This is a genomic window from Hoeflea sp. Naph1, from assembly GCF_046837775.1.
GTDB lineage: Bacteria > Pseudomonadota > Alphaproteobacteria > Rhizobiales > Rhizobiaceae > Hoeflea.
Genome location: NZ_CP177286.1, coordinates 1,652,942 through 1,667,415 on the forward strand (window position 1 = coordinate 1,652,942; position 14,474 = coordinate 1,667,415).

General features: G+C 59.1%; 14 protein-coding genes. 12 read left to right on the forward strand and 2 right to left on the reverse strand.

Annotation, left to right across the window (positions count from 1 at the left end):
• The 7 genes from xylB to ACK6D9_RS07895 all read left to right on the forward strand — a co-directional run bounded on the left by xylB (position 1) and on the right by ACK6D9_RS07895 (position 7,594).
• A complete protein-coding gene (xylB, locus tag ACK6D9_RS07865; protein ID WP_412051248.1) occupies positions 1-1,542 on the forward strand; it encodes a xylulokinase in 1,542 nt (513 codons plus the stop codon).
• A 3-nt stretch (positions 1,543-1,545) separates the two neighbouring features.
• Positions 1,546-2,613 carry an ABC transporter ATP-binding protein gene (locus ACK6D9_RS07870; RefSeq protein ID WP_412051249.1) on the forward strand — a complete coding sequence of 356 codons (1,068 nt, stop codon included), beginning with the start codon at positions 1,546-1,548 and terminating at the stop codon, positions 2,611-2,613.
• A 44-nt stretch (positions 2,614-2,657) separates the two neighbouring features.
• Positions 2,658-3,983, forward strand: a complete 1,326-nt coding sequence (locus ACK6D9_RS07875; protein ID WP_412051250.1) for an ABC transporter substrate-binding protein — start codon at positions 2,658-2,660, stop codon at positions 3,981-3,983.
• Positions 3,984-4,051: 68 nt separating this feature from the next.
• Positions 4,052-4,918, forward strand: a complete 867-nt coding sequence (locus ACK6D9_RS07880; protein WP_412051251.1) for a carbohydrate ABC transporter permease — start codon at positions 4,052-4,054, stop codon at positions 4,916-4,918.
• The gene (locus ACK6D9_RS07885) at positions 4,915-5,742 is read left to right on the forward strand and encodes a carbohydrate ABC transporter permease (protein WP_322989037.1); all 828 of its coding nucleotides are present in this window, start codon (positions 4,915-4,917) and stop codon (positions 5,740-5,742) included. Before ACK6D9_RS07880 ends, ACK6D9_RS07885 begins: the two co-directional genes overlap by 4 nt.
• 5 nt (positions 5,743-5,747) lie before the next feature.
• Positions 5,748-6,536: an SDR family NAD(P)-dependent oxidoreductase gene (locus tag ACK6D9_RS07890; protein WP_322989038.1), complete on the forward strand. Its 789-nt coding sequence runs from the start codon at positions 5,748-5,750 to the stop codon at positions 6,534-6,536.
• Positions 6,533-7,594, forward strand: coding sequence for a glycerol dehydrogenase (locus ACK6D9_RS07895; protein WP_412051252.1), 1,062 nt, complete (start codon positions 6,533-6,535; stop codon positions 7,592-7,594). Before ACK6D9_RS07890 ends, ACK6D9_RS07895 begins: the two co-directional genes overlap by 4 nt.
• An 88-nt stretch (positions 7,595-7,682) precedes the next feature.
• Here ACK6D9_RS07895 and ACK6D9_RS07900 read toward each other — a convergent pair whose 3' ends face one another.
• Together ACK6D9_RS07900 and ACK6D9_RS07905 are read right to left on the reverse strand one after the other, a co-directional pair.
• The gene (locus tag ACK6D9_RS07900; protein WP_412051253.1) at positions 7,683-8,624 is read right to left on the reverse strand and encodes a mechanosensitive ion channel family protein; all 942 of its coding nucleotides are present in this window, start codon (positions 8,622-8,624) and stop codon (positions 7,683-7,685) included.
• Between the two features lie 380 nt (positions 8,625-9,004).
• Positions 9,005-9,238, reverse strand: coding sequence for a hypothetical protein (locus tag ACK6D9_RS07905; protein ID WP_322989041.1), 234 nt, complete (start codon positions 9,236-9,238; stop codon positions 9,005-9,007).
• Positions 9,239-9,290: 52 nt separating this feature from the next.
• Here ACK6D9_RS07905 and ACK6D9_RS07910 point away from each other — a divergent pair, with 52 nt between their 5' ends.
• The 5 genes from ACK6D9_RS07910 (at position 9,291) to ACK6D9_RS07930 (ending at position 14,474) form a co-directional block, all read left to right on the forward strand.
• Positions 9,291-9,419, forward strand: a complete 129-nt coding sequence (locus tag ACK6D9_RS07910) for a hypothetical protein (protein WP_412051254.1) — start codon at positions 9,291-9,293, stop codon at positions 9,417-9,419.
• Positions 9,420-9,988: 569 nt separating this feature from the next.
• The gene (locus tag ACK6D9_RS07915) at positions 9,989-10,288 is read left to right on the forward strand and encodes a DUF1127 domain-containing protein (protein ID WP_412051255.1); all 300 of its coding nucleotides are present in this window, start codon (positions 9,989-9,991) and stop codon (positions 10,286-10,288) included.
• Between the two features lie 310 nt (positions 10,289-10,598).
• Complete coding sequence (locus ACK6D9_RS07920) at positions 10,599-11,531, forward strand: MYG1 family protein (protein WP_412051256.1); 933 nt, start codon at positions 10,599-10,601, stop codon at positions 11,529-11,531.
• Between the two features lie 364 nt (positions 11,532-11,895).
• The gene (gene gdhA, locus ACK6D9_RS07925; RefSeq protein WP_412051257.1) at positions 11,896-13,245 is read left to right on the forward strand and encodes an NADP-specific glutamate dehydrogenase; all 1,350 of its coding nucleotides are present in this window, start codon (positions 11,896-11,898) and stop codon (positions 13,243-13,245) included.
• Between the two features lie 851 nt (positions 13,246-14,096).
• A complete protein-coding gene (locus ACK6D9_RS07930; protein ID WP_412051258.1) occupies positions 14,097-14,474 on the forward strand; it encodes a response regulator transcription factor in 378 nt (125 codons plus the stop codon).

Below are 14,474 nucleotides of genomic sequence, written 5' to 3' on the forward strand. Positions count from 1 at the left end.
GTGAGCAACGACCTTTTTCTAGGTATTGATCTGGGTGCCGGATCGCTGAAGGTGACGCTGATCGACGCGGCAGGCGCCGTTATTGCCGACGCTGCCGCGCCGGTAACAACATCTGCGCCCCAAAGCGGCTGGAGCGAGCAGGACCCGAACAACTGGTGGGTTGCCGTTTGCACGGCCCTGCCACGTCTCCTGGAAAAGGCCGGGGTTCCGGCATCACGGATCGCCGCGCTGTCGGTTTCCGCTGGCGCGCATACCCAGGTGCTCGAGGATGAGAACGGCGCTGTCATCCGTCCGGCGATCCTGTGGAATGACCAGCGCGCGTCAACCCAGACTCAAGCCTTGCGCGACGCAGCGGATGCGCGGATTCTTGAAATTTCAGGCAACCGCGCAAATCCGACCTGGACGCTTCCGCAGATGCTCTGGCTCAAGGAAAACGAGCCTGACAATTTCGCGCGCGTCAAACGTCTCTATCTCGCCAAGGACTGGATCCGCAGCCGATTTACCGGCGACTGGAAGACCGACCCGATCGATGCGGCCGGAACCTTGATGTCAGTGGCCGACGGATCAAGCTGGTCAGCCGAAATCTGCGACATGATTGGCTGGAACCTGGAAACCCTGCCACCGATTTCACCGTCGACCGCCAGAGCCGGAACGGTGAGCGCGCAGGCTGCGAGAGAGACGGGACTGGCAGAAGGAACGCCGGTCATCGTCGGTGCATCCGATACGGCTGTGGAAACCTATGGTGCCGGGCTGACCGAGCCGGGGTTGGGTGTGATCAAGCTCGCAACCGCAGCAACGGTCAGCGTGCTGTCGCCTGACCTTCATGCCAGCAACACGGTGATCAACTATCCGCATGTCATGCCGGACCAGTTCTATGTGATTGCGGCGACAAATTCCTGCGCCTCCGCCCACAAATGGCTTCGCGACACGTTCTTTATGAGCCCGGAAACAGACGGGTCAGCAGCTTTTGATCGGATGGAAGCGCTGGCTTCTTCCGTTCCTGTGGGGTCGGAAGGATTGTTCTTTCATCCCTACCTCAACGGCGAGCGGAGCCCGCACTGGGATCCGCTGTTGCGGGCCGAGTTTGTCGGGATCGGTTTTCAGCACGGCGCGGGCCATTTTGTCCGCGCGCTATATGAGGGCGTGGCCTTTTCGCTGCGCGATTGTCGCGAAGCGCTGGCTGCTCAGGGATTGGAATTTTCCACCGCCCGGCTGATTGGTGGCGGCACGCAAAGTCCGCTCTGGTGCCAGATCGTTGCCGATGTGCTTGGTGTTGATGTGGAACTGCCGGGCAACGGCGACGCCTCGTTTGGCGCGGCGCTTCTTGCTGGTGTCGGCGTCGGTGCCTTTGCCGATGAAGCGGCAGCGGCGAAGGTCGCCATTCGGGTCGCCAAACGCATTGCGCCGAATCCCGATAATGCAGCCTCCTATACCGAGGCCCACTCAATCTACGTCGACATTCAGAAGGCGTTGTCGCCTATCCATCACCGTATCGCCCGCCTGCAAGGCAACCGCGGCGTCTCCCCGATGAAAAAGGATTAACCCATGGCGCAAGTCACACTTTCGGCCGTGCGCAAAGCCTATGGATCGGTGATTGCCGTCCATGGCGTAGACCTGGTCATAGAAGATGGCGAACTGGTGGTATTCCTGGGCCCATCGGGTTGTGGCAAGTCCACGACACTGCGGATGATTGCGGGGCTGGAGACGATTACCAGCGGCACCTTGCATATCGGTGACCGCGATGTGACGAAGCTGGAGCCGAAAGATCGCAACATTGCGATGGTGTTCCAGAATTACGCGCTCTATCCGCACAAGACCATCCGCGAGAACCTCGCCTTCGGCCTGCGCATGCACAAGATGGATCGCGCCGAGATAGACAAGCGCGTCAGCGAGGCCTCCAACGTTCTGGGTCTCGATGAACTGCTCGACCGCAAGCCGCGTCAACTCTCCGGCGGTCAGATGCAGCGTGTCGCTTTGGGCCGGGCGCTGGTTCGCGAACCGGAAGTGTTTCTCCTCGACGAGCCGCTCTCCAATTTGGACGCAAAGCTCCGTGTGAAGATGCGGGAGGAAATCGCCCGGCTGCAGAAACAGGTCGGCACTTCGATGGTCTACGTGACCCATGATCAGGTCGAGGCGATGACCCTGGCTGACCGGATCGTGATCATGAAGGATGGTCATGTTCAGCAGGTCGGCGCGCCGCTTGAAGTCTACGACCGGCCGGCCAACCTGTTTGTTGCGGGCTTCATCGGATCACCGGAAATGAACCTTGTCGAGGGAAGCATCGTGCAGGGTCGGTTTCAGGCCGGTGAATTCTCGATCGACCTGCCGAAGGGCATGACGGCACAGGAAAATGCCGCGATCTCGCTCGGCATTCGGCCTGAACACATCGAGATCGACGAAGGCGCCGGAAATATCGCCTTTACCGCCGACATCATCGAGCAGCTCGGCGCACAAACACTCTGCGCGGGCACCGCGCAGGGCGTGAGACTACGGGTGATGACGACCCGGCGGGACGACGTTCACAGGGGCTCGGGCTTTTCGCTGCGATTCCCCGCTGAACGTCTGCATTTCTTCGACACGCAAACCGGAAAACGCATCTCTACTGAGCACTAATCGCATCATCTATCGGACGATAGAAAACCTGGGAGGAGACTACGATGAGCAATCAAAACAACAATGGCGGCGTGAGCCGCAGGACGATCCTGCGAACCGCAGGTGCAGCCGGAGCCGCACTGGCCGCGACCGGTCTTTCAACCCCTGCCGTATTCGGCCAAAGCCGCAAGCAGATCCGCTTTCTCAACGCGGAAACCTCGATCGACAGCATTCGCGCACTGAAGGTGGCGGCCGCTGAATACGAGCGCCAGACCGGCGTTGAAGTGGTGATCGATTCCGTTCCGCTGGGCGACGTGTTCACCAAGGTCACCACGTCGCTGCGCAGCGGCAAGCCTTACGATATCGCAACGGTGGCCTTTGTCGGCCATGTGCTGCTGCTCGCCAATGAAGGCCACCTGGTCGACATGACGCCGCTCACCAGCAAACACGAATGGGGCAAGAACATCCTATTCCCGATGGATGGTAAGACCTATTGGTATCCCTACGATTACAACCTCGCCTGGATCTACTACCGCAAGGATCTCTACGAGCAGAACGGGCTTGAAGTGCCGAAGGACCAGGCAACGTTCCTCGCCAACGCCCAGGCATTGACCAAGGACAACATGTCGGGATCGATTTTCCCGATCGCCTCGAACGGTGCCACCAACTGGCTGTCGCCGGGCTTCCTCTGGGCCGAGGGCGTCGAGATCTTTGACGATCAGTGGAACATCATTATCGACAGCGAAGAGAATGCGCCAAAGACCAAGGCCTATCTGGATTTCTTCGGCGATCTCTACAAGACCATGCCGAGCGGCACGAGCCAGGCGTCTTACAGCGAGATGCTGACCAGCTTCACTTCCGGCTCGGTGGCCCACTCCGCCTATGCCGGCCGGTTGGTCGAAACCATCGAACGCAACTCGCCGGATCTCGCCGACAAGTTCGGTATCTTCCCCTACATGGACTCCAGTGGCACCGGAAAGGCTGTCAATCACGGCTATGATGGTTGGGTGGTGCTCAACACCGACGCAGCCGAGGAATCCATGAAGTTCATGGAATGGTTCACGGAAAACCAGCTCATCAACTTCCTCCACACCGCACCGCTGCATTTCCAGCCAGCGCGTCTCGACATCTATGACGACAAGCGCTGGAAGGCTCACCCGCTGATCGAAAAGCATGCCGGTCTGGTGGAATCGATGAAGGGCTTCCTGACGGATCCCGACCTGACGATCACCTCGATCGACACACAGGGTCCGGAGCCGGATCTGCGCCCGGGCAAGGTGTTTGAATCCTTTGCCCTGTCGGAGATGCTGCAGCAGAAATGCCTGCTCGGCACGTCCTCGGATGCCGCTCTGGAAATGGGCGCCCAGAAAATGCGTGACGCGATCGCCTGATCGACGCGTACCTCAAAGCACTGGAGCGATATCCGCTCCAGTGCCCTTATTCTTCGCAGGATGCTTCAATGAGTTCCAAAGCCACATTCGCGTTATTCCTGACCATTGGGCTCCTGATCACCCTGGCGCTGATCGCCGCGCCGGTGTTTTACGCAATCAGTCTGAGCTTCTACACAATGGACAGCTTTGTCGCCGATCCGGAATGGATCGGGCTGGCAAACTATGTCCGTGTGCTCTCGACCGGCGCGTTCTGGAATGCGCTCGGCAACGGGCTGATATATTCGATTTCGACGATTGTGCTGCAGGTCGTTCTCGGCATTGGCATGGCGCTGGTGCTCAACCAGGCGTTTCCGGGACGCAACCTGGTTCGCGGCCTGTCGATCCTGCCCTATCTCTTGCCAACCGTGGTCATTGTCCTGACCTTCAAATGGATGGTGGATGGCTCGATCGGCATCATCACCAAGGGGATAGCGGCGCTGGGTTTGCCGCCGGTCCACTGGTTTGAAAGCCCGCAGGCCGCGATGGCATCGAGCGTAATGGTATCGGTCTGGCTGTGGACGCCGTTTGTCACCACCGCGTTTCTCGCCGGCCTGCAAACAGTTCCGACCTCGCTTTACGAGGCGGCCAAGGTGGATGGAACCAACGCCATCCAGCGTTTTTATCACATCACCTTGCCGATGCTGAAGCCGGTGCTGACCGTGGTCGTGCTGCTGCGCGCAGTGTGGACCTTCAACAAGTTCGACGTGATCTGGCTGCTGACCGGCGGCGGCCCCGTGGGCAGCACCGAGCATCTGGCGATCCTGTCCTACACCACCGCTTTCACCAAGTTCGATATCGGTGGCGGCGCCACAATCGCAACGCTCTCGTTCCTGTTCCTGGCAATTTCCGTCTTCATCTACTTCCGCATCTTTCCACTCGACGAGGAAGAATCATGACCCGTTCGCTTTTTGGCCGTCTGGCGCTTTACCTGACAGCGATCGTCATCGCGATCTATTCCGCTTTCCCGGTCTACTGGATGATCGTCTCCTCGACGCGTGCGCCGCAGTCGATGTTTTCCAGCAGCTCGCTTTGGCCCGGTCCGTTCACCAGCGAGTACTACACCAACCTGCTTGAGCTGACCGATTATCCGACACAGTTCATGAACAGCCTGACGGTGGCGCTGATCACCGTGGTGGTGACGATGTTCTTCTCTGTGATCATCGCCTATGCCGTCACCCGGCAGCGGATTCGCGGCAAGAAGGTGATCGTCGCTTCGATGCTCTACGCCTACATGTTCCCGCCACTGCTGATCGCCATTCCGATGTACACGTTCTTCACGCGGATCGGCCTTGGCGACACCCTGACCAGCCTGGTGGCTGCACACCTGACCATGACCTTGCCGCTCGGCGTCTGGTTCCTCTGGGGTTTTTTCAAGAACATGCCGTTCGAGCTTGAAGAAGCGGCGATGGTGGATGGCTGCACCCGGCTCGGGGCGTTCTTGCGCGTGGTTCTGCCGCTATCGCTGCCCGGCCTGCTCACCGTCGCAATCTTCTCGTTCCTGCTGTCGTGGACCGATTATACCTTCGCGCTGATCATGATCGGCTCGGATGCCAACAAGACCGTGCCGGTGGGTCTCGCCTCGATGATCGGTTCGTTCGATCTGCGCTGGGGCGAAATCATGGCCGGGTCGACGCTGATCGCGCTGCCGCTGTTTGGCGCCTTTGCGCTGCTCTCGCAGTATTTCATTCAGGGCATGAGCGCTGGCGCGGTGAAGGGATAGTCTCGATGGACTTGCAGATTGATGGCCGCGTTGCGCTGATTACCGGTGGTGCCGGAGGCTTGGGCATGGCACAGGCGCGGGCGCTGGCAGGCGAGGGGGTGCGGCTGGTGATCAATGATCTTGATCCAGACCGCGCGGTCGATGCGGTCAAATCGCTCCACCTGGAAGGGTTTGAAGCGATTGCTGTTCCGGGCGATGTGTCGAAACCCGACAGCGCCAATTCGGTGGTGGAAGATGCAGCTGGAGCCTTCGGACAGCTCGATGTTCTCATCAACAATGCAGGAGCCGGTGGTCGCCATCTTGGTCACCGGGTTGAGGACATCAGCGACGAAAGCTGGCGCATCATCCTCGACAGCCATCTGACCGCGACGTTTTTGTGCACGCGCGCAGCCCTGCCGCATCTGGGGCATGCGGGTTATGGTCGGATCATCAATATTTCCTCGATGAATTTTACCGGTGGCGGTCGTCCCGGGGTGGCCCATTATGCGGCAGCCAAGGCGGGGATCGCCGGCTTTACCCGGACCAGCGCCAAGGAGCAGGGCCCGCGCGGGGTCACCGTTAATGCGATTGCGCCAGGTTATGTCGAAACTGACTTGATTTCCGGCTTCACCGACCACCAGCGTCATGTCATTACCAGCCAGAACCCGATCGGCCGTTTCTGCAAGCCGGCTGAAGTGGGTGCCTTGGCTGCCTATCTGTGTGGCAGGCCGGCTGATTTCATCAATGGTGCGCTCATCTGTATTGATGGCGGCAAGCGCGACTTTTACTGGGACCAGGACGGGACTGCATCATGACGACACGTATCTTCGGCGCTCCGCACCTCTACATCCAGGGACCTGATGCTCTTGAGCGGCTGCCTGAGCTTCTGTCCGGCCTGGGCAGCAAGGTGTTTATGGTGGCCGATCCGTTTGTGGCGGAAAGATACGGCTCGCGGCTTGCCGAACTGCTTGGACCGTCTGCGGTGGTTGCAGCTTTTGGCGGTGAATGCACATCTGCCGAAATTGACCGCATGGCCGGGCTTGCCGATAGTCATGGAGCCGACGTCATTGTCGGCATGGGCGGCGGCAAGGCGATCGACACAGCCAAGGGCGTGCGGATCAAGCGCGGCGGTCGAATCGTCATCGTGCCGACCATTGCCTCCAATGACAGCCCGACGTCGCGGCTGTCGGTCATCTACAAGGAAGACCACTCGATTTCCGAGGTCCGGCTGATGGCGACAAATCCGGACGCGGTTCTGGTTGACAGCAAGCTGATCGTTGAAGCGCCGGTGCGGTTTTTTCTTTCGGGCGTGGGTGACGCGCTGTCAAAGAAATACGAGGCGATTCAATGTGTGAATTCCGGCGCCACGAATTTTTATGGTGGCGCGCAGACCGAATGTCTGCGGGCGATCGCTGACCATTGCGATGTGGTCCTGCGCCGTGACGCGGTTATTGCCGCGAATGATGTGCGGGCGCACCGCACCAGTCCCGAGGTTGAATCGGTGATCGAAGCGGCGGTATTGTTGAGCGGGCTGGCATTTGAGAATGGCGGGCTCTCGATTGCCCATTCGCTGACGCGCGGGTTTTCGGTGATCCCTGCCTTGCAGGCATTTCTGCATGGCGAGCAGGTCGGATTTGGGACGCTGGTGCAATTGGCGATGACGCCTGATTCATATGCCGAGCGGGATGAATTTTTCCAGCTTTTAGGCGAACTCGGTCTGCCGCGACGGCTGTCCGATTTCGGCGGTACCGACGAGGATGCCGAAAGGATCGCCCAGGTGACCTTCGAAAGTTCCCCCTATATCCGCAATTTTGAGCGTCCGGTCACCGCAGCCATCATTGCCGGCGCAATCCGGAGCCTGGAGCAGCACTGATCAACCCATCTACGCTTGGTCTGAATGCATCAGAATGCCCGTCAGCGAATGTTTTCGGTGATTGAAGAGAACTGCTCAATCCCGGTGTTCATGAGGGCGGCTGGTCCGGCACCGATGCTGACTGATCGTCGGGCTGCCTGGAAAGACGTGATACCTGTGGAGGGAGCAATTCTATCCTGCGGGAGGGAACGCCCCCTCCGGCACGGCGCAACGCATCGTCAACAAGACAGTACACCTCATCGCGGCAATCGATATCTCTGTCATACCGGTTGAGCCAGTATCGCAGGGCATAGGTGATGCCCCCTGCCTCATAGGCGAGGACGCGCACGTCGGGCTCGGGGTCCGACTGGATCAACCTGGCTTCCTTCATGGCATTCAGCATCACCTTTCGGGCCTTGCCGATGGGCAGGGTATGGTCGAGCGTGATGGTGACCTGCGCGCGGTATTGCGGTTTGGGTGCGGAGTAGTTAGTGATGCGCTGGCGGGCGATCTGGCTGTTGGGCAGGATCAGATAGGCCGAATCTCGGGTCAGAACCCGCGTCGTCCTCCAGCCAATCTCGATCACCTTGCCGCGCGCCAATCCATCAATGTCGACCCAGTCGCCAATCCGGAACGGTCCTTCGATCCCCAGGGCGACCCCTGACAATGTATCAGCCACGACGTTACGAATTGCAAAGCCCAACATGGCCAGGATAAGACCGGACCCCGCCAGCGCGCCGAAGGCGCCCTGGCCCATGAACAGGGATACGGTTCCCGCGAACGCAACCAGGAACAGGAGCGCTGCGACGATGTCGTTGAGCAGTCTGGGATAGCGCCGGGTGCTCGACGCTGCCTGGTCGAGAGCCATCGCGAAGATCCGACTGACCAGCCAGGCGGACGCGAAATAGGCCAATGCGGTCAGGCTAAGTGAAACCGTCTCGCTGAATCCGAAATAGCGCGCCAGATCGGTGTGAAACAGAACCAGCCCTAGGCTCAGCATCATGAAGAATGCCGGCCAGGCAAGGCGTTTGACATGTTGTCTTGCGGTCATTGGCGGCGACCTCCCGATGCGCTGGTACTGTAGGCGGCACGGTGACTAATGAGGCAGGAGGGGCACTGGCCCGCATGGGCGTGGGGGATATGGGTATTGCAGCGGCGGCAGATCCTGGTGGGGCTGACACCGGGTCTGCCGATCGACATAAAGCAGAATGGACATCTGCTGAATGCGGCGCGGGGCAGGGGCTTGTTACAGTGGGCGCAGCTATTGCGCGCGAGAAGAGTCGTCATCTTGCTAGCTCCGGGAAATTAGGCTGAATGCGGCGTGGCACTTGGGTAGCCCGAAGGAAGCAATGTGACTGGTCTAGATCACGGTGCTGCCTCCTTCGGGCGTGGAATGTGCGACTGAACAGGTCCTCACAGAAATCTGCATTGTCAGTCTGCTCCCCCATTGTTGCTGGTGGCCCGCTCGGCACGGATTACGGTCAATATTCGGCGCTGGTTGGTGCGGATATTCCAGCAAGACATAGTGCCTTCAGTCAGGCCCAAAAGCGCCACGCCGTTTGGTGTCGCCACCAAACCCTGCTGATGATCGATGTCGACGTTGACGGCGTTATAGGGCGGCAGTCCGAGATGCTGTGTGACCGGAGCGGTCATGTGGGACGTCATTTTCAAAACTCCTGCAGGGACTCGCAAAAGCGAACGGAAACGGGAGGGCAAAATGAAGGGAAGCGGGGGTCGCTTCGAGCATGCGGAAGGATCGTCCAAGGAAGCCGCCTTCGTGGCGGCGACTTCGGATCGGCAGGGAGACTGGGATTGGATGGATGGATACTACTGGTGTTGGTCATGACCTCTCCTCGGACGACATCATCGTCACGCGCTCAATTCAGAATTGTGCGGAAACCCCGGGAGGTCGGACAGGCGCGCGGGCGCCTACACCGCCCGGGGAAACAGGCGGTTGAGCAGAAGAAACCGGAAATGATCTGCATACTTCAACATGCCCTTACAGGTAGGTACGGGCTCTGCATTAGTCAATCGTCGGAAGGCTGGCAGATGGCTTGCGGGCAGCCGCAAGCCACGAATAGCTACCTAATCGGGGTCTCTGTGCCGAAAGGTCGCAGACGAAGGTTCCCCGATTGAAGGCAGCCGCCGTGATGGCCATGTGAAGGTCATGAGCATGCCACGGTTTCACGAGAGATCCCTCCTTTGCGCAGGGCAATTATTGAACCGCCGGTAGCCCCGGGGCCGGGCCAGCACCATGCGCTGGCTCCCGTCTCGGGGTGTCGGCCGATCTCGCATTGATCGGTTCAAATGGACGGCGGTGCGCGAAGCGCAGGGCGGGCAGGCATTCATTTCCCCTCGCCCGTGCATCCCTAAAACCAATGTCCGGTATCGGAAATCTCTGGATTGGAGGACGACATGTCCATCTATATCACTCGCCATATAGTCAACCCTGAGTTGTGCCCGCAAGAGCAGGGCGAACGGCCCGGATTGCTCCGCCGATGGTGGCTGTTTCTTGTTCGTAAATGGAGACGCCGACAGGCAATTATGGCGCTTGCAGATATGGATGACAGGCTGCTCCGAGACATCGGCGTCTATCGTGCGGACATTGAACGAGCGGTGGATGGGTTTGAAGGCCGTCGATCCAAATCGAACCCGCGCCATCCGGTCAATACGGACTCTCGGAGCCAGATTGAGGAATACCGTAAAGCGGCATGACGGCCATGGGTGAGCACCAATGTATATCGCGCTCAGGTGGACCGGTTTGAACAATAACGTGCCCGTCCTAATCCGAGCTGTCACAGCGCCGCGCATCCAATGGAATGCGCGGCGTTCTGTTTTGGTTACGTAAAGCGATCTTACAAAGAGCCGAGAGCGCTGGGGTGTCTCCAACTTGCGGACAGAGTTGCGTGGGAAAAGTGGTTTTCGGACCGCGATCACGGCAACATCGGGTTGAGTTGGTGTTCGCATGTGGTTATCTGGTGTTTGCCACATGCGGAATCCCGCGAACAACAAGGCGCATTCTCACGTGACCCCAGATTTTCTCGTTACCCATTCCGGCGGTTTCCATGCCGACGAACTGTTGTCCAGTGTCGTCCTGAGCCAACTGTTTCCGCAGGCCCGTGTGGTCCGCAGTCGGGCACCAGAGTGGATCACACCCGGCACGGACCGGATCATCTACGATGTGGGCGGCGCCTATGATGCGGATGCGCAGATCTTCGACCATCATCAGCGCGGCGCGCCGCTGCGTGAAGATGGGCAACCCTACAGCTCATTCGGGTTGATCTGGAAGCATTATGGGCGCGACTATCTTGCCGCCCGCAGCCTTCCCGCCGAGCACGTCGAAACCATCCATGCTGCATTGGACGCCAGCTTTGTGCTGCCCATCGATCTGTTGGACAACGGCGCGATGAGTCCCGCTGTTGCGGGACCGCTGGCGGTGCTGACATTGCCGATTCTGCTTGAAACCCTGAAGCCGGTCTTCGATGAGCCCGATCCCGAGGCGCTGGAGCTTGCGTTCCACGCAGCACTTGGGATTGCGCGCAGTTTTCTCGAGGCCAAGATCGCCGGAAGTGCCGCAAAGCTCCGGGCCGAGGACATCGTGCTCCAGGCCGTTACGGAAGCAGGCGAAAACCGGGTTCTGGAACTGCCGATGGGCATGCCGTTCCGGTCGGCGGTCATGAAATCGGGTGCGGATCATCTGCTGTTCGTGGTTCACCCACGCGACAAGGACTGGTGCCTGACCGGCATCCGCCGTGCTGATGAGGGCTTTGAGCTGCGCGCCGATCTGCCCGCAGCCTGGGCCGGCCTGACCAATGCTGACCTGGAGGCCGCTTGCGGCGTGGAAGGTGCAAGCTTTTGCCATAATGGCCGCTTCATCGCCGCCGCCAGGACTCGCCAGGCAGCGCTCGCCATGGCCGAGTTGGCAGTCAGCGAAGCTGCCGACACCATCCAGGGTTGAATGGTGTCGGTTCACGCCTCGCTGTGGCTGGAGGAACCGACTGCCAATCCTGAGTGACTGAGCCGGTTTTCATAACCCGCTAATGTCCAACCTCAGACACCCCGGCACGCCGGTTCCAAATATCGAGATCATTCAGCCCGGCGGTTTCGCTCCCGGCACGTGTTGCGTGAGGCTTTACCCCGCTGACGCTTGCCGTTTTCCTGAATGCCGTCGCGACCATGTGCAAAACAGAGCCAGCGTTGTGCCTCACTTGCGGGTGGGGCAACGACGGACCAAAATCAGGCTGGCAAGCCGGGTGCACCATTGCGTTTGTGAGAATGGTGCGCCAAACACAATCGATATTGTAAGAAGAGGACTCACGCCGTTGAATGGAATTGATGAGAAGCTGCAACCCATCCTCGCCACCGTCCTGCACCGCAATGCCGGTGAACCGGAGTTTCATCAGGCAGTTCGCGAGGTGTTGGAAAGCCTGGGGCGTGTTGTCGCGCGGCATCCCGAATATTCGGATGAAGCGCTGATAGAACGCATCTGCGAACCAGAGCGGCAGATCATCTTTCGGGTTCCCTGGATCGACGACAACAATCAGGTGCGGATCAATCGCGGATTTCGCGTTCAGTTCAATTCTTCACTGGGCCCCTACAAGGGCGGCATTCGCTTTCACCCGTCAGTCAATGTCGGGATCATCAAGTTTCTCGGCTTCGAGCAAGTCTTCAAGAACGCGCTGACGGGCATGCCCATTGGCGGCGGCAAGGGCGGATCGGATTTTGATCCTAAGGGGCGCTCGGACCGGGAAATCATGCGTTTCTGCCAATCCTTCATGGTCGAACTGCACCGCCATATCGGCGAATATGTCGACGTTCCGGCAGGCGATATTGGCGTCGGTGCGCGCGAGATTGGCTACATGTTCGGCATGTACAAGCGACTGAATAACCGGTTTGAAGCCGGTGTTTTGACTGGCAAGGGCTTGGCCTACGGTGGCTCCCGGGCGCGCAAGGAGGCGACCGGATTTGGTCTGGCCTATTTCGTGCAATCGATGCTGGAAAAGAAAGGCACAGATTTCGAAGGCAAGCGCTGTGTCGTCTCAGGCTCGGGCAATGTTGCCATCTATGCCATGGAAAAGATCCTGTCTTTCGGAGGCAAGATCGTCGCCTGCTCGGACTCCGCCGGCTATATTGTGGATGAAAACGGTATCGATCTCGATCTGATCAAGCAGATCAAGGAGGCGCGGCGGGCCCGGATTTCCGAATATGCCGATCTCAAGGGGCAGGGCTGCACTTACATCAAGGGTGGTTCGGTCTGGCAGGTCCCGTGCGAGATCGCCTTGCCTTGCGCTACCCAGAACGAGCTGAATGGCACAGATGCCAAGGCGTTGATCAAGAACGGCGTGATCGCCGTTGCCGAAGGGGCCAACATGCCCTGCACGCCCGAAGCGGTGCAGCAGTTCCGGACCGCTGGCGTCATGTTCGCTCCGGGCAAAGCTGCAAATGCCGGCGGGGTCGCCACATCGGCGCTGGAAATGCAGCAGAATGCAAGCCGCGACAGTTGGTCGTTCCAGAAGACGGAAGACCGGCTGGCCGAGATCATGCGTGGAATCCACGAGGCCTGCGACCAGACCGCCGAGGAGTTCGGTGCGCCGGGAGATTATGCTCTGGGCGCGAATATTGCCGGCTTCGTGCGTGTGGCGGACGCCATGCGGGCGATGGGCATCATCTGAGCGAGTGGGCTGACAAGCGTCATACCCAACACGGATGATGCGAACTGGTCTCATCGTCATTTGCGATCATGCGTGTTTGCTTCTCGATAAGGCCGATGCCTTGGCGCGGATGGCGTGAACTTTCAGGCGTCTAGGCGCGGACCGGTTTTCGGCCCGCGTCCGCTGTGCTATTCCATGAAGGTCCGGATAGGCGCTGGCTGCAGGTAGGGTTGCAGGGTCTGTGTGTGAACCCGGATTTTGCTGGTGCAATTTTCCCACAGAATGGAAGAGCGCCATGGGACCGGACTGTGCGCCATCTTCCACAACGTGCCATGAGCCTGCTGATCGGCAAGCGCGCCGAAATTGCGCTCGATCAGGCGATCGGCAAAGCGTATCGCTTCGAAATGGAGTGGGCTCGTTGGATGGGCGCTGCACCGAGATGAGCCATACAAATTTCCGCTACTGGCGGAACCGGTTTGATCCAATGTTTACAAGATAGATCGCGCAAGAATCCGAAAGAAACCGGTTTGCCCATGCGCGCCTTTTCCAGCTGACAATGGCGCCTGGATGGGGGGCCTCTGAGAATTGGTGGTGGGTTGAGCTGTCCTTGCAAGGCTGTGGATCGCCGGAAGTATGTGTTGGAATCGCAAAAGCAGTATTGATTTTATCAAAGGATTTCTCGGAAGGATTTTGGCAATCCGGAAATTACCGCGAAGGAAAAACTTCGATCCCATGGCGCCGACTTGCGCGCCCGGCTGTGTAGGCCTGATGCTGTTTTGATCTACGCTGGCTCACTCCGACAAAGCCATGTTGCGAATTGCCGGAAAATGACACTACTATCGGTGATTGCGCATCGGGGGAGGCCATCTTTTATGATTGACGTCTTAATTGCGGAAGACGAACCAGCGATTCTCGACCCTCTGAGCTTCATTCTGGAGCTGGCGGGCTGGCGGGTTGACTCAGTTACTGATGGGGAGGCGGCTCTGGTTCATGTGCGTCGCCAGCGGCCACGGCTTTTGCTGCTCGATATCATGCTGCCAAAACGCAGCGGCCTTGACGTCCTGCGTATCCTGCGACGCGAGCCACACCTGGCTGACATTCCTGTGCTGATCCTGACGGCGCGAGGCCAGAGCCATGACCGCCAGTTGGCGCTGGACCTGCGGGCCGATGGTTTCATTACCAAGCCATTTGATAATGATGAGCTCATTGGTGAAGTGCGGCGACTGCTCGCGCTCAGCCCGGTTCAATAA

What these genes read in the sequence shown, in the direction of transcription:
- ACK6D9_RS07870 (WP_412051249.1), top strand. Translation starts at nt 1,546, where the DNA reads ATGGCGCAAGTCACACTTTCGGCCGTGCGCAAAGCCTATGGATCGGTG.
- ACK6D9_RS07890 (WP_322989038.1), top strand. Translation starts at nt 5,748, where the DNA reads ATGGACTTGCAGATTGATGGCCGCGTTGCGCTGATTACCGGTGGTGCC.
- ACK6D9_RS07930 (WP_412051258.1), top strand. Translation starts at nt 14,097, where the DNA reads ATGATTGACGTCTTAATTGCGGAAGACGAACCAGCGATTCTCGACCCT.
- ACK6D9_RS07885 (WP_322989037.1), top strand. Translation starts at nt 4,915, where the DNA reads ATGACCCGTTCGCTTTTTGGCCGTCTGGCGCTTTACCTGACAGCGATC.
- ACK6D9_RS07915 (WP_412051255.1), top strand. Translation starts at nt 9,989, where the DNA reads ATGTCCATCTATATCACTCGCCATATAGTCAACCCTGAGTTGTGCCCG.
- ACK6D9_RS07895 (WP_412051252.1), top strand. Translation starts at nt 6,533, where the DNA reads ATGACGACACGTATCTTCGGCGCTCCGCACCTCTACATCCAGGGACCT.
- ACK6D9_RS07905 (WP_322989041.1), bottom strand. Translation starts at nt 9,238, where the DNA reads ATGACGTCCCACATGACCGCTCCGGTCACACAGCATCTCGGACTGCCG.
- ACK6D9_RS07875 (WP_412051250.1), top strand. Translation starts at nt 2,658, where the DNA reads ATGAGCAATCAAAACAACAATGGCGGCGTGAGCCGCAGGACGATCCTG.
- ACK6D9_RS07900 (WP_412051253.1), bottom strand. Translation starts at nt 8,624, where the DNA reads ATGACCGCAAGACAACATGTCAAACGCCTTGCCTGGCCGGCATTCTTC.
- ACK6D9_RS07880 (WP_412051251.1), top strand. Translation starts at nt 4,052, where the DNA reads ATGAGTTCCAAAGCCACATTCGCGTTATTCCTGACCATTGGGCTCCTG.
- ACK6D9_RS07910 (WP_412051254.1), top strand. Translation starts at nt 9,291, where the DNA reads ATGAAGGGAAGCGGGGGTCGCTTCGAGCATGCGGAAGGATCGTCCAAG.